Origin of the sequence: Sphingobium sp. (genome assembly GCF_049304695.1) — a bacterium.
Taxonomy (GTDB): domain Bacteria; phylum Pseudomonadota; class Alphaproteobacteria; order Sphingomonadales; family Sphingomonadaceae; genus Sphingobium.
This window is the reverse complement of sequence record NZ_JBAQOK010000045.1, coordinates 56765-81698: the sequence shown is the minus strand read 5'-3', so window position 1 is coordinate 81698 and position 24934 is coordinate 56765. Positions and strand designations below refer to the sequence as shown.

Annotated in this window: 14 protein-coding genes; 5 read left to right on the top strand and 9 right to left on the bottom strand. The window is 61.2% G+C overall.

Annotation, left to right across the window (positions count from 1 at the left end):
* Nucleotides 1-24 precede the first annotated feature (24 nt).
* From WA070_RS06610 to WA070_RS06595, 4 genes are all read right to left on the bottom strand, one after another.
* Entirely contained in the window at nucleotides 25-1035 is a 1011-nt protein-coding gene (locus tag WA070_RS06610; RefSeq protein WP_422633300.1) for a zinc-binding alcohol dehydrogenase family protein, read from the bottom strand.
* Between the two features lie 166 nt (nucleotides 1036-1201).
* A complete protein-coding gene (locus WA070_RS06605) occupies nucleotides 1202-1981 on the bottom strand; it encodes an IclR family transcriptional regulator (RefSeq protein WP_422633299.1) in 780 nt (259 codons plus the stop codon).
* Between the two features lie 72 nt (nucleotides 1982-2053).
* On the bottom strand, nucleotides 2054-4099 hold the full coding sequence (locus WA070_RS06600) for a beta-galactosidase (RefSeq protein WP_422633298.1): 2046 nt from the start codon (nucleotides 4097-4099) through the stop codon (nucleotides 2054-2056).
* 68 nt (nucleotides 4100-4167) lie between these two features.
* On the bottom strand, nucleotides 4168-5727 hold the full coding sequence (locus WA070_RS06595; protein WP_422633297.1) for an alpha-L-fucosidase: 1560 nt from the start codon (nucleotides 5725-5727) through the stop codon (nucleotides 4168-4170).
* Between the two features lie 350 nt (nucleotides 5728-6077).
* On the opposite strand from WA070_RS06595, the gene WA070_RS06590 reads away from it, so the two are divergent.
* The 3 genes from WA070_RS06590 to WA070_RS06580 are packed head-to-tail and all read left to right on the top strand — an operon-like array spanning nucleotide 6078 to nucleotide 9645.
* Nucleotides 6078-7709, top strand: a complete 1632-nt coding sequence (locus WA070_RS06590; protein WP_422633296.1) for a DUF5597 domain-containing protein — start codon at nucleotides 6078-6080, stop codon at nucleotides 7707-7709.
* Entirely contained in the window at nucleotides 7709-9289 is a 1581-nt protein-coding gene (locus WA070_RS06585; protein ID WP_422633295.1) for a GH39 family glycosyl hydrolase, read from the top strand. The genes WA070_RS06590 and WA070_RS06585 overlap by 1 nt, the downstream gene beginning before the upstream one ends.
* Nucleotides 9286-9645 (top strand): L-rhamnose mutarotase, encoded by a 360-nt coding sequence (locus WA070_RS06580; RefSeq protein ID WP_422633294.1) that lies wholly within the window; start codon nucleotides 9286-9288, stop codon nucleotides 9643-9645. The genes WA070_RS06585 and WA070_RS06580 overlap by 4 nt, the downstream gene beginning before the upstream one ends.
* 9 nt (nucleotides 9646-9654) lie before the next feature.
* Here the strand turns inward: WA070_RS06580 and WA070_RS06575 are convergent, their stop codons facing one another.
* The gene (locus tag WA070_RS06575) at nucleotides 9655-11157 is read right to left on the bottom strand and encodes a tryptophan halogenase family protein (protein ID WP_422633293.1); all 1503 of its coding nucleotides are present in this window, start codon (nucleotides 11155-11157) and stop codon (nucleotides 9655-9657) included.
* 100 nt (nucleotides 11158-11257) lie between these two features.
* Nucleotides 11258-14164 (bottom strand): TonB-dependent receptor, encoded by a 2907-nt coding sequence (locus tag WA070_RS06570; protein ID WP_422633292.1) that lies wholly within the window; start codon nucleotides 14162-14164, stop codon nucleotides 11258-11260.
* A 264-nt stretch (nucleotides 14165-14428) separates the two neighbouring features.
* On the opposite strand from WA070_RS06570, the gene WA070_RS06565 reads away from it, so the two are divergent.
* Nucleotides 14429-16759, top strand: coding sequence for a TIM-barrel domain-containing protein (locus WA070_RS06565; RefSeq protein ID WP_422633291.1), 2331 nt, complete (start codon nucleotides 14429-14431; stop codon nucleotides 16757-16759).
* A gap of 14 nt (nucleotides 16760-16773) precedes the next feature.
* Nucleotides 16774-18231 carry a GH1 family beta-glucosidase gene (locus WA070_RS06560; RefSeq protein ID WP_422633290.1) on the top strand — a complete coding sequence of 486 codons (1458 nt, stop codon included), beginning with the start codon at nucleotides 16774-16776 and terminating at the stop codon, nucleotides 18229-18231.
* 18 nt (nucleotides 18232-18249) lie between these two features.
* On the opposite strand, the gene WA070_RS06555 is transcribed toward WA070_RS06560, so the two are convergent.
* The 3 genes from WA070_RS06555 to WA070_RS06545 all read right to left on the bottom strand — a co-directional run bounded on the left by WA070_RS06555 (nucleotide 18250) and on the right by WA070_RS06545 (nucleotide 24832).
* Entirely contained in the window at nucleotides 18250-20355 is a 2106-nt protein-coding gene (locus WA070_RS06555) for a right-handed parallel beta-helix repeat-containing protein (RefSeq protein ID WP_422633289.1), read from the bottom strand.
* 1 nt (nucleotide 20356) lies between these two features.
* Nucleotides 20357-21706, bottom strand: coding sequence for a nucleoside hydrolase-like domain-containing protein (locus WA070_RS06550; RefSeq protein ID WP_422633288.1), 1350 nt, complete (start codon nucleotides 21704-21706; stop codon nucleotides 20357-20359).
* Nucleotides 21707-21886: 180 nt separating this feature from the next.
* Nucleotides 21887-24832 (bottom strand): TonB-dependent receptor plug domain-containing protein, encoded by a 2946-nt coding sequence (locus WA070_RS06545; RefSeq protein WP_422633287.1) that lies wholly within the window; start codon nucleotides 24830-24832, stop codon nucleotides 21887-21889.
* Nucleotides 24833-24934: the final 102 nt, after the last annotated feature.

Genomic DNA, 24934 nt, shown 5'->3' with positions numbered 1-24934 from the left:
CCATGTTTTTGCGATTTTTTCAGGTCAGATGATCGTGATCGCCTTTAACACATGTTCGGCGTCCGCGATCAGTTGCGGCATTTTGGTGGGCATGTCGTCCATGTGAATCGAGTGCGTATGCAGGACGTCGATGGGAATGTCTCCGTTGCGAATAGCGTCGATAACACGCCTGAAATCGGCGCTCAACGCGTTGCGGCAAGCGAGCAGCGTCGTTTCGCGCTTGTGAAATTCGGGGTCGGCAAAGACCAGATCCCCGTTGACGATGCTGACCAGCGCATAGGTGCCGCCATGGGCGACATAATCGAGACCGCTGCGCATGGCGTGGATATTGCCGGTCGCGTCGAACACCGCATCGAAAAATTCGCCATCAGTTTCAGCCGCAAGCCGTGCGGGTGCGTCGTCACCGGCCAGCAGCACGTCGGTGAAGCCAAGTACCGAGCGGGCGAAATCCAGACGTCCCTGCCGCGTGTCCATCAGCGTCACGCGCGCGCCATCCAGCCGTGCGAACAACGCGGTCGCAACGCCGATCGGCCCTGCCCCCACGACCAGTATCCGGTCGCCCGACGCCACGCCGACACGGGCGACGGCGTGCGCGCCGATCGACAGAAATTCGACCATCGCGGCCTGATCCAGCGTCAGGCCATCCACATCGATGACGGCATGTGCAGGGACGGAGATGACGTCGCACATGCCGCCGTCGGTATGCACGCCCAGCACCGCGATGTTGACGCAGCAATTTGGCTTGGCGCGGCGACAGGCTACGCAATGGCCGCAAGGCAAATAGGGATTGACGGTGACGGCCTGCCCCGGACAAAGGGCTGATTGCGCTGGTGCCTCAATCACTTCGCCGCTGATTTCATGACCCATGACGCGGGGGTAGCTGAGGAAGGGCTGGTCGCCGCTGAAGATATGATAATCGGTTCCGCACAGGCCGACGCGGCGGACGCGGATCAGCACTTCATCGGCCTGACGGACGGGTGCTTCGCGACTGGTCGCCAAAAGTTCGAACGGCTTTTGGCACACAATCGCTTTCATGGATGACCTTCCCCAGGTAAATTATTAATTCCAAATATGAAATATTATTCCCGCAAATGCAATGACGCTTTTGCGATATGGCAAAGGCGCGCGGATATGCGGGATCGGTGAAGATCCCGTCGAGCGGCGACAAATCACTGGAAGGCGCGACTAACGCGCGGAAACGTCAGTCCGGCTTGTAACCCATGGCGACGGACATATCGCTGGCAGCAGCCTTCAGCAGCGCCCTGGCCGTATCCATATCCACCATCTGCGATCCGTCGATCAGTTCCAGAAAGGGAATGGTGAGCGCAGCGACGACGCCGCCGTCGAAGCCGAAGACGGGATAGCTAAGATCGGTGACGCCGCGCGTGATGGGGCTTTTGCGCTTTTCATGGCCCTGTTTGCGGATAATCGGCATCCGCCGTTCCAGCGCCACACGATCGATCCGGCTGCTGGTCGCGCCGATGGCGCGGTCGATGACATGGTTGCGGACTTCTTCCGGGGAGAATGCCAGCAGAACCTGACCCGAACAGCTGGTCAGCATATCGACGGGCGCGCCCATGCGCAGGGAAAAGCCGCGTGTGCCGGGATTTTGTTCGCGCGCGATGACGAGGCCTGCGTCATCGTTGATGACGACCAGATGGCAGGATTGCCCGCTGTCCATCGCCAGTTGGCGCATGGCTGGCTTGGCGATGGCGACCAGATCCTGTGCCGGGGTGGCGCGATAGGCAAGGTCGAGCAATTTATAGGCGACGGTGTAGCGGTCGTCCTTGGGCGATTTTTGCAGATAGCCCATTTTTTCGAGCACGATGACGATGCGGAATATCTCACCGACGGAGCGGTCCATCAGGACCGCCATCTCGCTGATCAATGCGCCACCGGGCTGGTTGGCCAGAAGCTCCAGGACTTCGAATGCCTTTTCGACTGCTGGAGCCGCATAGCTTGCTTTAGGGCCGGTGCGCATCAATGTCCCTTCCCCCGCCGTTGGAGACGAACTCCATGATATGGCGCAGGCCGCCTGTCAAATTCGGCGGCCTTATTGCAGTAATTCCGCGTCATAAGGTTTGAGATCAAGCTGGCCGGTATAGCGGCGATTGCCGATCACGCCTGTCTTGCTGCCCTCGATCGGCACGCTCTTGGCCGTGTCGGTCGTGTTGACGTAAAGCGTGCGCCCTTCGACGTTGCGCGCAACGACGCCTTCGGGCGTGACAGGGCCGCGATCGATCCCCAATTCGCCATAGAGCGATCGGATGAGCGGTCCGAGAAAGGCCGATTGCGGGGCAGTGGCGAGGTAGATGGCGCGGCCTTTGCCGAAACGGTTGACGGTGATGGCGGGGCTGCGTTCGGCGGTATTGGTGAAGCTGGCCAGCATCTTTGCGGAACTGGGTTCCAGCACTTCATAATAATCGTCGGTGCCGGTAAGCGCATCGCCACCCAGCGACACGGTCAGCGGCACTTTCGACCGGTAGAAGGCATTGGTGCGCACGCCAAACACGTCGGTCAAGCCGCCCGGCAGCGGCGTTTCGAACCATTTGCCGGTTTCATCGACCTTCGCGGAATAGCCGGTCATGATAACGGTGCCGCCGCCCGCGACATATTTGCGGATGGCATCGGTCGTCTGCTTGTCCATGACATAGGCGCTGGACAGCACGACCAGCTTATATGTGTCGATGGCGTCGTGGCCGATGTCAATCACGGCGGCATCGATATTGTCGCGGTAGAGCGGTTCGAACCCGGCCTTGACCTGTTCGCCATATTTGCCCTTGAAATATTCCTGCATCGTATTGGGACCGGGCGGCGGGCTGGTCAGCCACATCGTATCGAAGGAATAGTGGATCGCGACCTGGGGCGTGCGATAGCGGGGGAAGCCCATCGTCTTGAGCTTGCTGAATTCCTTGGCGAACTGGCCGAATTCGTTCACTTTCCATGACGGACGGCCATCATGATCGACCAGCCCGAACAATCCCTGTTCCTCGCCACCGATGTGTGAATTGAACGTCCAGGCGAGGAAGGTCTGGGCATAATAGAGCAAGCCGAAATAGGCCCACATGCGCGATCGGCCGGGCGTACCATAATAGCCGCCACCGCCTGCGGTAAATTCGTTGAACCAGACAGGCGTCGGGTGGGACGCCTTGTTCATCATCACTTCAAAGCCCGCGCCCATCGGATCGCCGGGGTAAAAGCCCTGCGCGCCGTAGGTGGACACTTCGTCCCACGAGCGCAGATAATCGAAGCCCTTCGTCCAAGCGGTCGGCCAGAAATTGGATGCGACCGGCAGGTTGGGCGCGAAGCGCTTGCGGATCGATTCCAGATCCTTGAGCGCGCCGATCGTATCTTCCGACCAATAGCGTTTGAGGTCGAGATAGCGTTCGTTGGGACCGGGGCCGTTGCCATAGGGCAGGTCAACCTGATCCCAATTGTTGATCCGCCGTGACCAGCGCTGCGTCGCCCAGGCTTTGTTGAGCGCGTCGATGGTGCCATATTTCGTCTTGAGCCAGCCAACGAAGCGCAGGCGGTCCGCTTCCGAATAGGACATTTGTCCGTTGCCGATTTCATTGTCATAGCCCAGCGCGATGACGGCGGGATTGTTGGCATAACGCTGCATCATCTTTTCGCCGAGGCGCTTGGCGAGGCGGCGATAGTCGGGGTCGCTGATATTGTCCCAATAGCGAGTCGCGGCGTTGAGCGTTGCGCCGTCCTGATTGACGAGATTCACGCCGGGATAGCTTTTGTGCATCCAGATCGGGGCTGGCTGGCCGGGAATGTCCACGACGACCCTGATTCCTGCCTTGTGCATCTGGGCGATGACATCATCGAACCATTCGAAGGTGAAGCGCCCCTCCTCCGGCTCAAAGGAATCCCAGGACAGGTCGCCCATTCGTACCAGGTTGAAGCCCGCGCCTTTCATGATGGCAATGTCCTGCCGGATCTGTTCGGGCGAGCGGTCGATCGGCTGATAGCAGGCGCCCACGAACAGGTCGCCCTTGCCTGGCCAGTCGGGATGCCCCTGCGCGCTTTGCGCGGCGGCGGGGGCGGTCATAGGCGCGATGGCGGCGGCGGATAGCCCGATCGTCAGGGCCATGCGCGCTACGGAAGAAAGACGAGGAAGCATCGGATTGAACATCCCAAATAAGAAAGACTGGAGCGCAGTCAGGCGAAGGTGATTTCAAATGCGTTGGCGTGTCGCGACGGGAGCGTGCCGGGCATGGTGATGACCAGCGCCTGTCCAGTCTGCTGAAAGGCGATCGTGCCGCGATGACCCAGCAGGCGGACCCGGCGGACGCGACGGCGCTCATGCGGGTTGTCGCTGGCCAGCGCCGTGATCGCCACGCTGCCAGCCGGTTCACCCAGCGCGATGGCGTAGAGGGTGTCGCCCCTGGTCGTGAAGCGGATGTCGCGGGCGGTATAGTCGACCTTTTCCTTGAACATCCCCTCGGCCGCTTCGGTTGGACCTTCGCCATGGATTTTCCATGGACGGGTGCCGTGGATAGCGGTGGCGTTGATTTTCATCCAGGCGGCCAGTTCGGCCAGCAACTGTTCGGACTGGGGCGGCAGGCTGCCGTCGGGATATTGGACGACGTTCATCAGCATATTGCCATTCTTGCTGACGATGTCGGCCATCATGGTGATGACCTGTGCGGGCGTTTTATAGTCGAAATTGTCGCTGTAGAACCAGTCGCCGTTCGACGTGTCCGTCTGCCATGGAGAGGGATTGATGCCCTTGAGAACGCCGCGTTCGACATCCTGGACGACGGCTTTGCGATGAAACTCGCCCGATCCTGAATCCTTGCAGGTATAGACGGCGTTCAGCTTTCCGGTGCGGCTGATGCTCTTATTATAGAGATGAGCGACGAGAGAGCGACCGACTTCGCCAAAGGGCAGGCCGCCATCGGCGTAGAGAAGATCGACGTCATAATTGTCGATCAGGTCGCTGATGCGGCGAAACCAGAGTTGATGGAAGGCGGCGTTGCGCGTGTACCAACTTTCGGGCGTATTGCGGAAGGGTTCGTCGCGATTGTCGTGATAGAGATCGGCAAAGCGGGGGTCCGCACCGTCATAGGCCAAGCCCAGCTTCGGCCAGAACTGGTCATAAAGATGATTGGGATACCACCAGCTATAGCTGGCGGCGAGATGTTCCGACACGCCAAAGCGCAGGCCGCAGCGACGCGCGGCCTTTTGCCATGCGCCTACAATGTCGCGCTTTGGCCCCATAGCGGTTGCGTTCCAGCGATGATGGCGGGAATTCCACAGGTCGAAATTGTCATGATGGACGCCCATCGACACGAAATATTTTGCGCCTGCGGCCGCATATTTGTCCATCAATGCTTCAGGATCGAAACGCTCCGCCTTCCACAGGGGAATGATGTCCTTATAGCCAAATTCCGATGGGTGGCCGTAGGTTTTGACATGATGGTCATAATGGGGATGGCCGGGCACATACATGAAGCGCGCGTACCAGTCGCCCTGTCGAGGCACGGCTTGTGGTCCCCAGTGCGACCAGATGCCGAACTTGGCGTCGCGAAACCATTCGGGCGCGTCATAGCCGTTGAGCGATTCGACGCTGCTGTCGAAACGTCCCCTGGCGATCGGAAGGGCTTGCGGGGCCGGTTTGGGCATTGTCGGTGGCGCGCCAGCGGCGCGCGCGGCCGCGCCCATACCCAGTGCCGCCATCGATCCGGCCAGAATATCGCGCTTGCTGAACCTGCTCATTCCCGCCCTCCCCTTCTTATCGCCCGCCATGCTTACAGGATCGGACATCCGTAGCCACCAGACGACGTAAATCGCATATTTGCAAATATGTTTTCATATTGCAAATATTTCCTGCCCGTCGATATACGCCTTTCAGATGACTATGCGAAGGCGCAAGCGCATGAGATCACTGCGAATTTCCGCGCGATCATGCCGCAGCGCGCGACGGCGATGATTTTTATTAGTGCAATAGCTTTTTCTTTCAGAAAAATAGGACTATCGTGCCATCGACGAATTAGGCGGTCGAACGGGCAACGGGCATGGCCTGCATCCGTGCAATATGCGCCGACGCCATCGCCAAGGGAGGGGACATGAAACAGTTTCGGATTTTGGCCGCGATGACGGGCCTGATGCTTGCGTCGCCCCTGTACGCTGCCGATGCGGATGTCGCCACGCCCATCCCCAAAATCGAAAGCCGCAATGGGCGGCACGCGCTGATCGTGGATGGCGCGCCGTATCTGATGCTGGGCGCGCAGGCGAACAATGCCAGCAACTATCCCGCCTATCTCGACACGATCTGGCCAGTGCTGGACCGGATCCATGCCAATACGCTGGAAATACCGGTCGCCTGGCAGCAGGTCGAGCCGGTCGAGGGGCAGTTCGACTTTTCCTTCCTCCAGACATTGCTGGATCAGGCGCGGGCGCACGACAAAAGGCTTGTGCTGCTGTGGTTCGGGACATGGAAGAATACCGGCTATGCCTATACACCCGACTGGGTGAAGATGGACAGCCGCCGCTTTCCACGCCTCAAGACCAAGACTGGTGAGGATCATGGCGTGTTGAGTGCGCATGGCACGCGCACGCTGGAGGCGGACAAGCGCGCCTTCGTCAAGATGATGGAATATCTGCGCGATCATGATGCGCGCAACAGCGTCATCATGGTGCAGGTGGAAAATGAGACTGGCAGTTACCGCATGCCGCGCGATTATAGTGCGGAGGCGAACAAGCTGTTCGCGCAGCCGATCCCGGCTACTCTGGCGCGTGCTACCGGCCATAAGGGCACATGGGCGCAGGCGTTCGGCCCGCAAGCCGACCGCATGTTCAACACATGGTACACCGCCATTTACGTCAATGCGATTGCGGTGGCGGGCAAGGCGGTCAAGCCGCTGCCCATGTATGCCAATGCGGCGCTCGCCGGGCCATCCAACGTTCCAGACCCCTATGGCGTCGCGAGCGGCGGTCCGCAGCAGGACGTGCTGGACATATGGAAGGCCGGGGCGCCGGCCATCGATCTGGAGGCACCGGATATTTATGATGGGAAGAGCGACAATGTGATGCTCTACCTCGACAAATATGCGCGTCCCGACAATGCGCTGATGGTGCCGGAAATCGGCAATTCGCTATTGTTCGCGCGCTATTTCTATCCCGCGATCGGGCGTGGCGCGATCGGCTTTGCGCCGTTCGGCATGGATCGCAGCGGTTATATGAATTACCCGCTGGGCGCCAAGGCGCTGGACGAGGAGATATTGGACGCCTTTGCCCTGCCCTATCGATCGGTCGGATCGATGATGCGCGATTGGGCGCGGATGGCGTTCGAGCATCCGACATGGGGCGGATCAAAGCCCGACGACGGATCGGCCATTTCGACGGTCATGGGCGACTGGGCGATCAAGGGCGAATGGGGCCAGTGGCAGTTCGGCATGAAGGAATGGACCTTCTTCAAGGCCGATCCAACGCCAGCGGCCGACAAGCCGGTCGGGGGCTTTGCCGTGATACAATTGTCGGCGGACGAGTTCCTGCTGGTGGGCGATCATGTCCGGGTGTCCTTCGAACCCAAGCCCGGATCGCCGCGCAACGGCATCATGTTGCGGGCGGAGGAAGGACGATTCGACAATGGCAAATGGGTCATGTCGCGCATCTGGAACGGGGACCAGACCGATTATGGGTTGAACCTGACCGATCGGCCGCAGGTCCTGAAAATCACCATGGGCCATTATCGCTGATGAGCGTGCGGGCGATGATCGGCGCGATGGCATTGGGCGCGGCGCTGCTGTCGAGTGCGACGCCGGTGGCCGCACAAGCGCAGCGGACGATCACGGTCGATGTGGCGCGCGCTGGGGCGCCGATCGACCGGTTTTTCGACCTGTCGGTGGGGTCAGATTATCCCGGCACGCTGATGCGCGACGACAGCATGGCGCAGCTGACGACGGCGCAGGCGGAACTGGGGTTTCGCACCATCCGCTTCCACGCGATCTTTCACGACGTTCTGCGCACGGTGCGGGTGGAAAAGGGGCGGACGATCTACGACTGGAGCGGGATCGACAGGCTGTACGATCAGTTGCGGGCGCGTAACCTACGCCCCTTCGTCGAGCTGGGTTTTACGCCTGAAGCGCTCAAGACGTCGGACAATTCGATCTTTTACTGGAAGGGAAACACTTCTCACCCGCAGATCGACGGCTGGCGCAAGCTGATCGACGCATTCGTGCGCCATGTGCGGCAGCGCTATGGCGTGGACGAGGTGCGGCAATGGTATTTCGAGGTGTGGAACGAGCCTAATCTCGACGGATTTTGGGAGGGCGCCGACCAGAAAGCCTATTTCCAGCTTTACGATGTGACGGCCAAGGCGATCAAGGCGATCGATCCAGCGCTGCGCGTGGGTGGCCCATCGACGGCGGGCGCGGCGTGGGTGCCCGAGTTTCTGGCCTATGCAGCCGCGCATCGCGTGCCGGTCGATTTCGTGACGACCCACACCTATGGCGTGTCGGGCGGTTTCCTGGACGAGCAGGGCAAGGAGGATAACAAGCTGTCGGCGGACCCCGACGCCGTGATCGCAGACGTGCGCAATGTGCGCGCGCAGATCCAGGCATCGGCCTTTCGCGATGTGCCGTTGTTCTTCACCGAATGGAGCACCAGTTACAGCCCGCGCGATTCGGTCCATGACAGTTATATCAGCGCCGCCTATATCCTGACCAAGTTGAAGGCGGTCGAGGGCATCGTGCAGGGCATGAGTTATTGGACCTATAGCGACCTGTTCGAGGAGCCGGGGCCGCCGACCGCGCCGTTCGAGGGCGGATTCGGGCTGATGAACCCGCAATCCATTCGCAAGCCTGCCTGGTTCGCCTATAAATATCTGCATGCGTTGCAGGGGCGTGCGGTGCCGACGGTCGATCCGCATAGCTGGGCCAGCAGCGACGGGCGCGGCGTCCGGTTGCTGGTGTGGGACTGGCATCAGCCGGTGCAGCCGGTCAGCAACCGGTCCTTTTTCACGCGGATCGTCCCGGCGGAAAAATCCGCGCCCGCTGCGGTACATGTCGTGGGATTGACGCCGGGCCGATACCGGTTGCGCACATACCGGACGGGCTATCGCCATAATGATGCCTATTCCGCCTATATCGACATGGGCAGCCCCAGGACGCTGGATAGCGGGCAGGTCGCCCGTCTTCAGGCAATGACGCAGGATGGGCCGGAAGCCGATGAGATGGTCAGCGTGGCGGCCGACGGGCGGCTGGACCGGACGCTGGCGTTCGACAGCAATGACGTGATGCTGGTCACGGTCGATCGCGTGGATGGGAAGAGCCAATGACCGAAGCCACGACGCGCCATGTGCTGGTGCTGGACATCCATCCCGATGACGAAAGCATCGCCGCCTATCGCCGTTGGCATCGGGCGGGTGGTCCGCCCGACGCTGTCACCCGATCCATCCGCGACAGCGACATCGCATCGCTCGAAATCTGGCATGTCGGCGATCGACTGGTCATGATCATGGAAAGCGGACCGGGCTTTTGCGCGAGCGCCAAGGCGGCGGCTGACGCTGCCGATCCTGATGTGCAGGCGTGGGAGACGCTGATGGACCGGTTCCAGCGGCGACTGCCCTTCGCCCCGGCGGACGTGAAATGGGTGGCAGCCGAGCGCATCTACACTTTGGACGAGCAGCCCTGATGCAGCGTGTCAGGCGGCGGCTGCAGACCCGCCATGATCGCGGATATAATCCATATGCCGAGGCAAAGCCTGCGCGCCGCGCGTGACAAGCCCGCGCATGCGATCCAGCTTTGCGCGCACGTCATCTTCATCGAGCAGATCAGCCTGCGGATCATAGCCGCGCGGGACAAGGCCCTGCCCCAGCATCACCGCGACCCAGCTGGTTTCGGTGAACAATTCGCCCGGCTCCAGCAGGATGCGGCCATTGGCGGCGAACAGCGCCATGCGTTCGTTCAACGTGTCGGGCACGGCCATGTCCGCCACATGCCGCCAGAACGGCGTGTCGCGGCGCAGCGTTTGCTTGTAATGGAGGATCACGAAATCGCGCACGCTTTCAAAGTCGTTGCGGATCATTCGGTTATAGCAGGCGACCTCCGCCGGATCGATGCGGTCGGCGGGGAAGAGCGACAGGAGCGTCGTGACCCCCTGCTGCACGAGATGGATGGAGGTGGATTCGAGTGGTTCGATGAAGCCGGACGCCAGGCCGAGTGCCACGACGTTGCGGTTCCAGGCCTGCTTGCGCCTGCCGGTGACGAAGCGGAGCGGACGGGGGTCGCCCAGCGGCTTGCTGTCCAGTTGGGCCAGCAACTGCGCACCAGCGTCTTCGTCATTCATGAACTGGCTGCAATAGACATGGCCGTTGCCGACCCGATGTTGCAGCGGGATGCGCCACATCCATCCGGCGTCGCGCGCGGTCGATCGGGTGAAGGGATGCGGTGCTTCGATCGATTCCGATCCGACTGCGAGCGCACGGTCCATCGGCAACCAGTGCGACCAGTCCTCATAGCCGGTCTTGAGCGCGTCTTCGATCAACAGCCCCCGGAAACCGGAGCAATCGATGAACAGGTCGCCCCTGATCGTGCGCCCATCGTCCAGCGTCAGATGCTCGACAAAGCCGTCCGCGCTGCGCAGGTGAACGTCGGTAATGCGCCCTTCGACATGAGTGACGCCATTGGCGATCGCCGTTTCGCGCAGCAGTGCCGCATAGAGCGTCGCGTCAAAATGCAGGGCGTAGGAGATGCGCGAGAGGACGTTGCGCGGATCATCGACCGGGCGGGCAAAGCGCCCGGCCTGCGCGGCGGCGGCGGGCAGCGAATAGTCGGCGATGTCGCCCTGCCCCGTGCGCAGCCAATAATGGTGGAAATGGACGCCGTTCAGGTCGGCGCCGACCGATCCGAACGGATGGAAATAGCGATGGCCGCGTTCGCGCCAGTCGCGAAATTCAATGCCCAGCTTGTAGGTGGCCTGCGTGCGCCGGACGAGTTCATCCTCATCCAGACCGAACAGCGCATTGAGTTTGAGGATAGGCGGGATCGTTGCTTCGCCCACGCCCACGGTGCCGATGGCCGAGGATTCCACGACGGTGATCGAAACCCGGTTCCGCGCCAGTCCGCGCGCCAGAACCGCAGCGGCCATCCAGCCAGCCGTGCCCCCGCCCACGATGATGACATTGCGGACGCCGCCTTCGCTCATGATCTCTCCTCCCCCCATGCCGTCTATTGCGCGCTCAGACAGGGCGTGCAGACCCTGCCCGAGCGTCGGGACGGACACAAGGCGTCCGTCCGAACAGGCGTTAGAAGCGCATGCGCACGCGTGCCGACAGTCGGCGATCATCATATTTGAAGTCGCGGGGATTGTTGGGCGCGCCAAGGTAGCTGCGATAGGTCGTGTTGGTGATATTGGATGCGTCGATGGTGAAGGACAGGTTCTGGGTGATGTCGTAGCTGGCCGATGCATCCAGTACGCCATAGGGACGCACGAATTCCGGCAAGGTCTGGGTGCCTACGCCCGTCGTGGTCAGCAGATATTTGCCGCGCCAGTTATAGGCGAGGCGAAGATTGATGCCGCCTTTGTCATAAAGCGCGATCAGATTGTAGCTGTGCTTGGACAGGCCGATCAGGGGCACCTCGACCAGATTGGTGCTGCCGACCGTCCCCTGCGCAACGACGCCTGCATTGCTGTCGGCGAAGGTGTAGTTGGCCTGGACACCGAAGCCCGACAGCCATCCCGGCAGGAAGTCGAAGAAGCGCTGGCCGCCGATTTCAAAGCCCTTCACGCCGCCTTTCGACACGTTGACGATCGACGTGACGTTGAATTCGACATTGCCCAGACCTTCGACATTCTGCGTCAGGCCATAGGTGCGGTTATCGAGCAGATCGCGCAGGTTCTTTTTGAACAGCGTTGCGAAGACGTAGCCTGTGGGGGCGAAATACCATTCCACCGACGCGTCGAACGATGTCACCCGTTGCGGTTTCAGGTTGGGATTGCCCGCCACCGTGCCGGTCCCGGCATAAGGGTTGGTCTGCGCGTTGTAGGGCAGGTTTACGTCGACTGTCTGGGGCGTGTTGCTGTTGCCGGTGTAGATCGGGCTGAGCGTGAAGCTGGGGTTGATCTGGGTAAAGTCGGGGCGGTAGATATTCTTCGAGAAGGCGAAGCGCGCCTGCAACTGCTCCGTCATCTTGAGCCGCAGATTGAGGCTGGGCAACCATTTCGTATAGGTCTGGTCGCCGACATAGGGGTCCATGAGCGTGGTGGTCGACGGCGGCGTGATCGTGCCGTCGGGGTTGGTCACGGGCGTGGAATTGGGCGCACGATAGATGAGCGTACGGAAACCGCGACCCGACTGTTCCGTGCGGACATAGCGGACACCCGCATTGCCATCCCAGTCCATGCCCAAGAGCGTCGATCCGAACGCTGCACGGAAATAGGCGGAAGCATCCTTTTCCTTCACCGTGCCATTGAAGGCGTCAGGCGCGTCGAAGGATCGGAACGCGATATTCTGACCTGAAATGGTCTTCACGTCGTCAAAGGCCTGCTGTGGATTGGCGGCGGAACTCAGGCGCCATTGCAAGACCTTGCCAAAGACGCTGTCCGATGCCTGGCCGCGTAGCAGCGAGCTTTGCAGGGCGTTGGGTTCCATGAATTGCGGGAAGTCCGCGCCGGTAAAGCAACTGGCGCGCGACGACCAGTTGGCACAGGTCGATCCGATCGTGGTCCAGGTGCCCCAGGTCGTGTTGCGGTTGATCGCCTGTTTGTCCGAATAACGTGCGCCCACGCTGATCTTCTTCAGCAGGGAAGCGTCATCAAAGTCCCAGTCGAGGTCGGCACGGATCGTGTCCGCATTCGCCTTATTATCTTCGGCATAGGGCTGAATGGCGGTGTAGCCGTAGTTGGCGGGGTTGGCCAAATATCCCGGATTGTCGATCAACAGCGAAGGGATGTTCCCCCGCGTATCGAACACCAGATTATAATTCTGTCCAAGGCCAGCGACAGACCGGGTCGGATTCAGCACGCTGAGGGTCAGGTTGACCTGCTCGACCGATGCAGTCGACTGAATATGCTGATAATCGATCGATGCATGGAGGTTGTCGGCCAGTTCCCACTTCATGCCCGCCGAATAGTCATTGGTCATCGTCTTGCGATTGCCCTGATAGACGACCGCTGCGCCATCCGGGTCGGACAGGGTGCCCGACGTGGCAACGCCATCCTCGACCGTGAAGGTGGAGCCGGGCGTGGGGTTCAGGGGATTGTTATAAGCGAAGAAGGACAGGCCATAGTCGTGATAGCGATAATGGGCGCTCAGGAACTGGGCGTAAAATTCCAGTTTGTCGGAGGGTTTCCACTGCAGTGCCGCTGCGGCGCTGAACCGCTTGCGGTTACCGACGGCATCGTTGAAGCCGCCGCCATGGGGCACCTGAATATTCTGATTTTCATAGCCCGGCACGGGCGAGTCGATGACCGTGGCCCCTTCGATCGGGATCGGGCCGTGGAAATAATAAGGCTCCATCTGCACCGCGTCCTGCCGGAACGAGGTCTGCTGCCAGGACGCGTTGACCAGGAAGCCGATTTCGCCGATGCCGGTTTCCCAGCGATTGCTGTACAGGCCCGATCCGCCAAAGCGCTGCTTCTTGGCGAAGTCATAATAAGTGGTGCTGCCGATAACGGACACGACCTGGCCGGGCGCGTCGAACGGCATGCGGGTACGCAGGTTGACGGTGCCGCCCAGCGATCCTTCGATCAGTTCAGCCGACGGGTTTTTATAAACGTCGATGCCCGACAACAGGTCAGGGCCGATTTCTTCAAAGGATAGACCGCGTCCACCATTGGCGGAAAAAATGTCGCGTCCGTTGAGTTCGGTTCGCACCTGCGTCAGGCCGCGAATGGCGATCGCGCTGCCCTCGCCCCGGTTACGCTGGATCTGAATGCCAGAAATGCGTTGCAGCGCTTCGGCGACGTTGGTGTCGGGCAGGCGACCGATGTCCTGCGAGGTGATCGAATCGACCAACTGTTCCGCGTTGCGCTTGATCGCCTGCGCTGACGCAAGGCTCTGGCGCAGGCCGGTGACAACGATGTCTTTTTCGGTCGAAGAATCGACCGCCGTGTCGTTCGCGCTGGTTTGCGCAGATGCTGTATTCTGTGCGCAAGCCAGCGCCAGTGCCATGACCGACACGCTGCCGAAAATATGCCCCATCGTTCTCATCGACGATCCTCCCCTGTAATTGGGCTGCCCCTCGCAGCGCCAGATTATGAGTGGCCAATAGCGCGTTTTTACAAAGATGAAAATAGTAATTCATTCATGAAAATGATATGAATATGCCGTTCGGTTCGGATGGGCCGTCGAAACAGGGAGGGGCTGGACGCTGCGGGGTAGGAAATCGGGGTCGTAAAAGCGGCGTTTGCCTGCGATCCTTTCGACTCGAGCGGACCGGCTTCGACCGTGTCTTTGATAACAGGGAGACGATGTATGAAGAGTGTGAAGTCGCGGTCCACGCTATGGGCCGCCTCCACCGCGCTGATCGCGATGGCCAGCCCGGCGCTGGCCGAACCAATGGCGCTGCTGGACCGGCATGGCAGCCGTGTGGCGATCGAACCCTATGCGCCCAATATCGTGCGCGTCACGATCGCGCTCGACCCCGCGCTGGCTCAGGCGCCGCCGGGCGATGGTCCCAATGCCAAGTCCGATGCGACCGGCTGGACGCATCGCACGGACGCCAGCGGCGACATCTTCACCTCCGCCGCGCTGTCGCTGACGGTGGATGCCAAGGCGTGGCCCAAGGCGCCCAGCCAGATGGAGCGCTATTTCGCGCCGTCGCTGCCACCGGTCAGCCTGTCCGTCCGGGACGCGACCGGCGCGACACTGACCAAGATGACCGGGTGGGAAATGGCCCCGGTGACGGTCAATGGCGAAAAGACGTTCAAGGTCGGCGCCAGTTTCGACGCGCCGGCCGACGAACATTATTTCGGGCTGGGGCAGAATCAGGAAGGGACGCTGGACCTGAAGGGACGGCAGATCGATTGCGCTCACAGTTATGATGCGCCTGCCGGCGAGACGGTGTGCGTGCCCTTCATGGTGACGAACAAAGGCTATGGCATCGTGTGGGACAATCCCGCACGCACGCTGGTGTGGCCGGGGCTGCACAGCACGACCCGCTGGCAAAGCCAGGTGGGCGAGCGCGTCTCCTTCTTCGTTATCACGGGCAAAACGACCGACGAGCTTTATGCCGGTTATGCCAAGCTGACCGGTGAAACGCCGCTGCCACCCAAAGCGGGGTTCGGCCTGATCCAGAGCAAGGCGCGCTATGAGAGCCAGAAGGAGTTGCTCGACATCGCCAATGGCTATCGCCAGCGGAACCTGCCGATCGACGTCATGGTGCTGGACTGGTTCTACTGGACGCGGATGGGCCAGATGGACATCGACCGCACCTATTTCCCCGACCCCAAGGGGATGAACAGCCAGTTGAACGCCATGGGCATGCGTTCCATCATCAGCGTGTGGCCCCGGTTCGAGCGGGAATCGCGCTATTTCGACATGCTGGCGAACAAGGGCTGGTTCCTGCACGACAAGGACGGGAACCCGATCGACGGCCTGCCGATGCGGTTCGACCGGGCGGGCGCGCTGCTGGACAGCACCAACCCCGATGCGCGCAACTGGTTCTGGGGCAAGATCCGCGACAACATTGCGAGCGAAGGGTTCGACTGGTTCTGGCTGGACGAGACGGAGCCGGACCTGATCCCCGACGGCTATTTTTATGCGAAGGGGTCGGGCGACCGATACCATAACCTGTTCCCGCTGGTGCATACGACGGGCGTTGCGGAAGGATCGGAACGCGACCGACCCGGTTTCCGCAACATGATCCTGGCGCGCGCTGCCTATCTCGGGTCGCAACGCAATGGCGGCCTGTTCTGGTCGTCGGACGTCAAATCGACATGGGAAGCACTGCATCGGCAGATCCCCACGGGTCTGGGCTTTACCGCGTCGGGGCTGGCCTATTGGGGCAGCGACATCGGCGGATGGCAATGGCCGAGCGGTCCCAAGGCCGAGCATCCCATATTGGTCGATCCGGCGGGCGCGACCGCGATGGACGCGACCTACCCCGATTACCCCGAACTCTTCGTGCGCTGGTTCGAATATAGCGTGTTCACCCCCACGCTGCGTATTCACGGGCAGCGGCCCGGCACCGCATTGTGGGAATATGGCACGGCGGCCGAGCCGATCCTGGCCGACTGGTTGCGCCTGCGCTATACGCTGATGCCTTATATTTATGCGCTGGGGCGGCACACCTATGACACGGGTGCGCCGTTCATGCGGGCCTTGTTCATGGACTTTCCGAACGATCCCAAGGCGACGACCATCGGCGACGAATATATGTTCGGCCCTGCATTTCTGGTCGCGCCGGTGACGGAGCAGGGGCAGACGCGCAAGTCGGTTTATCTGCCGGCTGGTACGGCATGGTATGATTATTGGACCAACCAGCGCCATGAAGGCGGACAAACGGTCGAGGTGGATACGCCGATCAATCGCATTCCCCTGTTCGTGAAGGCCGGGTCGATCGTCCCGATGGGCGCGGCGATCAACAGCACGGCCGAGAAACAGGCGATTTCCAGCATTCGGGTCTATCCGGGCGCGGATGCGCGCTTTACGCTCTACGACGATGATGGAAAGACCAACGCCTATCGATCAGGCGGGACCAAGGCCGAACTGGTGTGGGACGATCGCAAAGGCGCGCTGACCAGCAAGACGAAGCTGCCGACCGGACAGGCATTAAGCGGTCTGGTGCAGGTGGTTGGCAAATGACGGGAGTCAAAGACATGACAGGTTTTAACCGCCGCGAACTGGGTCTGGGGATCGGCGCGGCGGCGCTGGGCGCGGCAATCGCGCCGTCGGCTGGCATGGCAGCACAAAGCGGGGCAGCGGATGCGGGATCAGGCGCGCGATCCTTTCCGCCCGATTTCCTGTGGGGCTGCGCCACTGCGGCCTATCAGATCGAGGGGGCGGCGAAGGAAGATGGCCGTGGCGCGACCAACTGGGACATATTTTCCCATACGCCCGGCAAGGTCGCTAATGGCGACACAGGCGACGTCGCGTGCGACAGCTATCATCGATACAAGGACGACATCGCCCTGCTCAAGGCGCTGGGTGTCAAGGCGTACCGCTTTTCAATCGCCTGGTCGCGCATCTTCCCAGATGGAACGGGACAACCGAACCAGAAGGGCGTCGATTATTATAACCGGCTGATCGACGGGCTGCTGGCGGCTGGCATCACGCCGCATGTCACCCTGTTCCACTGGGATCTGCCCGCCGCGCTGCCGGGCGGGTGGCAGAACCGCGACACTGCCTACGCCTTTGCCGATTATGCCGCCTATATGGCGGGCAAGCTGAATGACCGGGTGAAGCATTTCATGACGGTCAACGAACTGCGCTGCTTCACGGACTTAAGCTATATGACCGGGGGCAAAGCGCCGGGGCTGAAGCTGCCCATGGGGCAGGTCAACCAGATCCGGCATCATGGCGTATTGGCGCACGGGCTGGGGGTGCAGGCACTGCGCGGCGCGACGCGAAGCGGGACACAGATCGGCATTGCCGACAATCCCAGCGTCTATGTCCCCGCGATCGAAACGCCCGAGCATATCGACGCGGTGAAGAAGGCGGTGCGCACGGAAAACGCCATGTTCCTGACAGCGATCATGGAGGGGCGCTATCTCGACAGCTATCTGACCGCGCAGGGCAAGGATGCGCCCAGGGTCAAGGACGGCGACATGAAGGTGATCGGCAGTCCGATCGATTTCCTGTCGGTCAATGTCTATACCGGCAATAGCGTCCGGGCCGACGCGTCCTCACCCGCAGGCTATACCATCCTGCCCCACCCGGCCCAAGCCCCGCGCATGCCGTCCCCCTGGTTGTTCGTCACGCCTGAAGTTATTTATTGGGGCATGCGGGCGATCCATGAGATGTGGAAGCCCAAGGCGCTTTATATCTCGGAAAATGGCTGCTCCGCCGACGATAAGGTGGCCGAAGACGGCAAGGTCTATGACACCGATCGCGTCATGTATCTGCGCAACTATATGACCCACCTCCAGCGTGCCACGCAGGAGGGGATACCGGTCAAAGGCTATTTCGTGTGGAGCCTGATGGACAATTTCGAGTGGGAGGATGGCTATACCAAGCTGTTTGGCATCCACCATGTCGATTTCAAGACGCAGAAGCGCACGCCCAAGCTGAGCGCCGACTGGTATCGCGAACTGGTGCGGACCAACAGGCTGGTGTGAGGACCGGGAACTGCGGCGTCAGTGCGTTTTGGACGCTGACGCCGCCGTCTTCACGCCGCTGGCGTCGATGACGCGTTGAGCCTGCGCGGGCCAGTTGCTGCCCTTGACCGCGACATTCCCTTCGACACTGTTGTTGAGATAGGGCGTCCATTCGCCGTTCAGCCTGCCGCTGTTGTACCAGTTGCCGATCGCCTGATTGTCGAGCGCGGTGCGTTTTGGCGCTATGTGCGACTGCGAATTGAGGTTCAGCCAGACACCCCCTACCCGGTCGATGACATTGTTGCGCACAGTCACATAGCGCGATCCTTCGTCCAGATAGATGGCGATTCCGCCCGAACCGGCAACGTCTGATATGTAGTTTTCCGCGATCAACGCGCCGGGGTCCGCCGACAGGTGATAGATGGCGCCGCCGTCGGGGAACCATTGCTTCACGCGCGACACGCGGTTGCCCATGATGACGGTATCGCGCAGGGTCGTGGGCGTATCATAGACTATGTTGCCCGGCTGGTCGTAATAGCCGCGCTGATTGCGCCAATATTCGGCGCTGCCGCCCGGATCATTCGCGCCCCAGCCCCAGCCCACGTCGATCCCGTCATAGGGGGTGTCCGATACGTCATTGTTCATGATGATCGTGCCGGACGCATAGGTGACGAGGATCGCCGACTGTTCCTTATAATCGCGCGACACATGATCGATCCGATTGTTGCGGATGATGATGTCGCGCAGCCCCATGGCGGGCAGCGTCGGATGATGCGCGTCGGCGCGAGTGCCGCCCACCATCACCGCCCCGCCAGCCAAGTCGGTGAAACGGTTGTTCGTCACCTCGATCGCCGACGTGCCAAGGCCGATGCCGCTGGCATTCGCGTCAGGGTTGTTGCCGATGCCCAGCGCCACCTGCCCCAGTTGGGTGAACAGATCGTCGTCGAAGACTATGCGCTGCGCGGCGGCGACCTGAACGGCGGCGGGTTGCTGGTTCCAGCGGTTGCGCATCCTCTCGAACGACCAGCATCCCCAGCTGCAATCGCGAATGGGATCGGCTGGATAGTCGGTCAGGTCGCCTGCGAGGTAGGCACCGCTTTGCTGGCTGGGATAGCCGCCCGGTCCCGATGGGCCGAGCCAGCTTGTATGGCTGAATTGCAGGTGCCGGAATTGCAGGTCTCGGACGGGCGCGTCATAGCTGCCCCCGATGGAGAGGAGATGATCGAGCCGTGGCAGAACCACTTCGATGTGGTCCATGTCCTCGTCGGGCTGGGGTTTGTAATAGAGCAGGCCCGCTTTGGGATCGGCGAACCACTGGCCCGGTTCGCGCAGGAAGGCGAGGGAGCTGACGAGAAAAAGGCGTGCGACTTCGGCCGATACGGGCCGCGCGATCGTGTCATAGCCGACCAGATTGTTGCGCCAGCCCGGTTGCTGCATGACGATGCTATTGCCCTCGATACGATCGACCATGGCGTGGCGATGGGTGAACCAGCTCATCCCCTCGACCTCCAGCCGCTTTTGATCGGGCAGTTTCGCAAGGAAGCGCCAGGCGGGATCGGTTATCTCCAGACCCCATGGGTGGAAGGAAAGCGCGGCGCGGGGGATTTCCACCTGTGCGCGAGAGGCCAGATGCCCGGCCACCGAAAGTTGACGCGGGTCCATGCCGGGCGGGATCGATGCGGCCCATATGTTGCGTTGGCGATCGACAAGGCGCCAGTCGGAAACCGGCACGCCGCCCGACAGCGTGGCGCGCGCGCCTGGCATCCCCTGCCAGCGCACGGTAAAGCCGTTCTGTCCGCCATCGCGCGCATCGAAGCGCAGCGGGGTGGTCAGCCGATACAGGCCGGGTGCGATCGATATGGTGACGTCATGGGTGGCGTTGACCAGCCGCACGGCTTTTTGTGCGCGGGCGAAACTGGCGAACGGCTTTTGGGCCGACCCGTCACCCTCGTCCGATCCCTGCCGAGCGACATGGATGATGAGCGGTTCAGGGTCTGGACGGTTGGGAATGACGATTTTGAAATGATGATCCGCCGCATGATTGGGCGGCGACACCTGCGGAATGTCGGGCATGGGCGGCAGTTGCGCCGCGATCGGGCCTGTCCAGAGCAGCGCCAGCGCCCACATAATCCGCCGCATCATCATCTTAGGGTTCGATCCTCACAATCACCCGGCGATAGCGAGTGAGTGCGGGCGTCCCTTTGTCGGTAACGGCGACGATGAAATGCGCCTCGCGCGGCTCGCTTACGGCCGGGGCAGTAAAATCCACGGTGTGAATGTTGGGCGCAATGCCGGACAGGATCGGTGCCGACCATCGGCCGATTTCTGGATAATGGAACCAGTAGTAGCTGAGGCTATCGCCGTCGGGGTCGGTCGATCCGCGCGCGCTGAGGATAAAGCGTTGTCCCGCCTTTACCGTCAGCCTGTCGGCATGGGCGAGTTGAACGACGGGCTGGTGGTTGGCCTGCGCGTAGGACTGCGTCGTCCAGTCCATGCGGGCGGCAAAGTCATTCTGAAACGCCGTGCGCCAGCGCCAGAGCGTAGCGCGGAAATCCTTGATCGATCGATCGGCCGGGGCGACGGATCGGCCAAAATCGGCAGGCAGAACCGGCGTAACTGTGTCGATGGCGTTGGTCCAGATCGGTCGGGTTTCCGGTTCGATCGGCACGTTGCCGGTAAAGCCGCTGGGGTCGGTGGTCGCGACGGCTGGAGTGTAGAGTTCATAGCGCCCGCCCCAGCCGCCCCAGTCAGGATGGTCCGGGACATTCAGGCCATTGGGAATGAGCGACAGATAGGCAGGCGTGTCCCCTTCCATCCCATAGGAGACATCGGGATAGGCCGCGCCCAGCGGGCCGTGCCCCTGCTGAATATGGTCGCGCAGCCAGCCGTTGGAGATCACCTGATTATCCGCGCCGTCGATCCGGCTGTGGATTGCCGTCCATGTGCCAGCGCCATAGCCGCCGGGACTGACGATGTAGAAGAGGTCGGGAAATGTCGCGCGAATCCACGCCCCGCTGTCGTCCTGATCGGAGATGGTATAGACGCGCAGCCTGGCGATCATCCGCGCTACGGCTTCGGGCGAACGGGTCGCGCGCAGGCTTTGCAGAGCCTGCGCCAACGTGTTCGCCCCGCCCCAGACGGATATCCACAGCGGGCGCGGATCGGGTCGATCGAGCGCTTCGACGATCAGCCGCGATCCGTCGGTATCCTTGCCGACGCCCACCGCCGCCATGCCGTAGGTCGGCTGCCCCGTACGGACCAGCGATTGCAGTCGCGTGGCCGTGGGGTAACCGGGTGCATGCAACGTCAGACTGGGCTGCACCCTGGCATAGTCGCCGATGATGCGGCGAATGGAATCGGGATGCAGATCCTGCTTCATGTGGGTGGAGGTCGTGGCGACCAGACCCTCCAGATCAATCTCATTGGCGTAGAGAAACAAGCGGATGAACGATTGGGTGTCGTCCGGGTCCGCCTCTATATCGCTCAGAACGATCATACGCTGATGTTCGGAAGCATTGGCAGAAGAAGGGGGAGAGGCCGCAGGCAGTGCGGTAGGGGGGAATAAAGCCACAGCCGCCATGATGAAGGCAAATCGTTTCATTCAGGTCTCTCCCCAGTTTTCATGGGCTATGCGGGTTGCAGATCGCCATGATCCGCAACCCGCATGCCTTGCATGTCAAAAGCGGAAGCGAACACCCGCGCGATACATGCGCCCGACGACATCATAGAGCGCCGGATTGACGAAGTAAGGGGACTTGGCCGGATCGCGGTCGAACAGATTGTCGATCTTGGCATAGGCCGTGATCGCCTTGGTGATATTATAGGTGCCGCCAATGTCCATATAGAATGCGCCGGGCATGAAATTCTGGTCGATCGTCGGCGCATTGTTGGTGGATTGAGGGCAACTGCCCGGCTGGCACACGACATATTGGTTGCCCAGCACGCCATCGCTGAACCAGCGTTCCTGAATCATGAACGAGAATTTGTCATTCTCGTAGCTCTGGATCGCCAGCCATTTCCAGTCGGGCGTGTTGCCCAGATTGACCCCGGCGGAATCGACAGGGATGGTGCCGATGATGCCGGTGTCGGTCACGAACTTGCGAATGTGAGTCGCCAGCGCGCGCACGGTGAAGCTGCCCGGCAGGCCGAGCGGCTGCTGCCAGCGATAGCTTGCTTCGATGTCGAAGCCGCTGGTGTCGATCGACGCCAGGTTGAACGCCTGGACATTGATGAAGTTCGGCCCGTTCTGGTTGTTGAGGTTGAACGCGCTGCAGGTTTCGGGCTGCACATTCTGGAAGCACAGGTTGACGATGTCGCCTGCGCCGATGCTGGAAATCACGTCCTTGATCTTGAGCTTGTAGTAATCGAACGACAGGCTGAGGCCGGGTAGCCAGGATGCACCCGACAAAGACACGCCGAAGGTGGTGTTACGTGCAGTTTCGGGGCGCAACTGTGTGTTGCCGATCGTGTTCTGGATCGCCAGCACGTTACGACCGGTGAAGGGATCGAAGAAGTTGGGCAGGGTCGTCGTGACAGGCGCTGCGAACAGTTCCGACAGGTTGGGCGCACGCACGTCCTTCGACGTTACGCCGCGCAGACGCACGCCTTCGATCGGCAGGTTCCATGTGCCGCCGATCTTCCACGTCCAGTTGACGCCCGACGTGCTGTAGTCGGTGACGCGGACGGCCCCGTTGATGTTGGCTTTGCCCAAAGTGTCGGAATTGATGACGGGCAGGTCCGCCTCGAAAAAGGCTTCCTTGACGCCGTAGCCGCCCCGACCGTTCTTGTAATTGCCCGCATACCAGTTGTTGCCCGTCGCGATCAGCGTGGGGTCCGTCGGATATTCGGCAGAAGGACCGGTATTGTCGAAGCCCGCTCCATAGGGATCGGCGCGCACGCGATAAAATTCATGGCGATATTCGCCACCGAACGCGATCGAGAGCGGCCCGGCCCACAGGTCCACCGGCGAACCGGAGAAATTGATGCTGACCACGTCCTGCGTCTGGCGCGTGCGCTGATAAGGGCCGTTTTGCGGGATGATATAGTCGAGCGCGGCCTGCGACGGATTGCCACCGAAGATGTTGAGCGGCTGGCACCCGTTCGCCCGCGCTGTTGCATCGGCGCATACGATCTGGCCGTTGATCGTGGTCGCGTTGATTGCCTGATTAAAATGGTTCGACAGCATGATGTTGGACACGCTGATGTCGGTAAAGTTGACACCATGTTCAAAATAATTGTCATAGCTCCAGTCCGTGCCGAACAGGCCGAACTCGCCCTTCGCGCCGATCACGCCGCGATACTGGCGACGGTCGGTATGAACCTGGGTATTGCCGAGCGCGGCGTTGCTGGTGCCATATCCGAAACTGGTGATCCCGGCCGTCGTGCAGGCCGCCTTGATCGAATCGGGTACGAAGGGATTGGCGCACTGAATGGTCAGGCCTGGGCGATTCATACCGCCGACTGGCTGATTTTGCGTCTTCACCTGACCATAGTTGAAGCTGAAATAGAGTTCGTCATTGTCGGCAAAGTCAAAGCCCAAACGGCCATAAGTGTTGATGCGTTCGATCGACGACTGAAGCGTGCGACCTGCGTCGACATTGCCCGACAGGTCGCCGCCGACGCAGAAGCCGGGGAAGCATCCGTTGACCGCACTATTGGTGCCGCTGCGCACCGGAACGCCGTTGGAGCCATATTGGAACGCAAACGGGTTGCCCGCCTCGTCAAACGCAGTCCCCTGCAACGGTCCCGAGGTGATCAGGCCATATTTGGTGTAATTATAGGCCTGCGCATTATCGCGCAGGACAAAGCGTGGCGATCCATCGTTGGTGACGCCGCGATCGATCAGGGTCGTCTGCTTGAACCAGTCGCGCCCTCCAGCCAGACCCAGGCCGAACTCACCACCGCCCACGCCGTCTTCATTGGCGTATTCGCCGCTGACGACCAGATGGATGCGGTCGTCGGCGAAGCTGGTTCCGGCGGCCAGCTGCACCAGCACCTGTTCATTGTCGCCATATTTGCTGATGCCGCCCTGCACATTGCCCTTGATACCCTTGAACCGGGTATCGGTGATGAAGTTGACGACGCCGCCGACCGCATCGGAGCCGTAGGAGGCCGACGCGCCGCCGTTCACGACATCGACACGCTGGATCAGCAATTGCGGAAACAGGCTGATGTCAGGCACACCTGTCACGTTCGCGCCGACGACGCGCTGCCCGTCGAGCAACGTCAGCGTGCGAATCGCACCCACTCCGCGCAGAGAGAAGGAACTGAGACCCTGCTGGCCGCTCGAGGTGCTGAACGTGTTGGTGGCAGTGCCCGAAGACCCCTGCAAGGACGGAAGCTGCGCGATGGTGGTGAAAATATTGGGCTGCGCATTGGCTTCGATCGCGCCGGAATCGATCACGGTCGTGGGCGTCGGCGCGGTATAGCCGCTTGCCTTGATGCGCGAGCCGGTGACGACGATGTCGGCGGTGTTGCTGCGTTGCGCGCCACTCTGGGGCGGCGCTTCCTGTTCGGCCTGAGCCAATGCGGGCACTGCCAGCAGGCACGCGGACAAGGCGAAGGCGCTGGCCATAGCGGACTGTGCGCGGGCCAAACGAATACGAGAATTGAAACCTGACATCCTGCTCTCCCCAAGATATGCTTTTACATGCATTGTGGGGCATATGCCCCGAAGCCCACGCTATTTTCCGCGCCCCATGACAGGGAATCGACAGAAACTTCG

Excerpts from the sequence above, each read along its gene's own strand:
- WA070_RS06610 (WP_422633300.1), bottom strand. The coding sequence starts at position 1,035 with ATGAAAGCGATTGTGTGCCAAAAGCCGTTCGAACTTTTGGCGACCAGT.
- WA070_RS06605 (WP_422633299.1), bottom strand. The coding sequence starts at position 1,981 with ATGCGCACCGGCCCTAAAGCAAGCTATGCGGCTCCAGCAGTCGAAAAG.
- WA070_RS06600 (WP_422633298.1), bottom strand. The coding sequence starts at position 4,099 with ATGGCCCTGACGATCGGGCTATCCGCCGCCGCCATCGCGCCTATGACC.
- WA070_RS06595 (WP_422633297.1), bottom strand. The coding sequence starts at position 5,727 with ATGAGCAGGTTCAGCAAGCGCGATATTCTGGCCGGATCGATGGCGGCA.
- WA070_RS06590 (WP_422633296.1), top strand. The coding sequence starts at position 6,078 with ATGAAACAGTTTCGGATTTTGGCCGCGATGACGGGCCTGATGCTTGCG.
- WA070_RS06585 (WP_422633295.1), top strand. The coding sequence starts at position 7,709 with ATGAGCGTGCGGGCGATGATCGGCGCGATGGCATTGGGCGCGGCGCTG.
- WA070_RS06580 (WP_422633294.1), top strand. The coding sequence starts at position 9,286 with ATGACCGAAGCCACGACGCGCCATGTGCTGGTGCTGGACATCCATCCC.
- WA070_RS06575 (WP_422633293.1), bottom strand. The coding sequence starts at position 11,157 with ATGAGCGAAGGCGGCGTCCGCAATGTCATCATCGTGGGCGGGGGCACG.
- WA070_RS06570 (WP_422633292.1), bottom strand. The coding sequence starts at position 14,164 with ATGAGAACGATGGGGCATATTTTCGGCAGCGTGTCGGTCATGGCACTG.
- WA070_RS06565 (WP_422633291.1), top strand. The coding sequence starts at position 14,429 with ATGAAGAGTGTGAAGTCGCGGTCCACGCTATGGGCCGCCTCCACCGCG.
- WA070_RS06560 (WP_422633290.1), top strand. The coding sequence starts at position 16,774 with ATGACAGGTTTTAACCGCCGCGAACTGGGTCTGGGGATCGGCGCGGCG.
- WA070_RS06555 (WP_422633289.1), bottom strand. The coding sequence starts at position 20,355 with ATGATGATGCGGCGGATTATGTGGGCGCTGGCGCTGCTCTGGACAGGC.
- WA070_RS06550 (WP_422633288.1), bottom strand. The coding sequence starts at position 21,706 with ATGATCGTTCTGAGCGATATAGAGGCGGACCCGGACGACACCCAATCG.
- WA070_RS06545 (WP_422633287.1), bottom strand. The coding sequence starts at position 24,832 with ATGTCAGGTTTCAATTCTCGTATTCGTTTGGCCCGCGCACAGTCCGCT.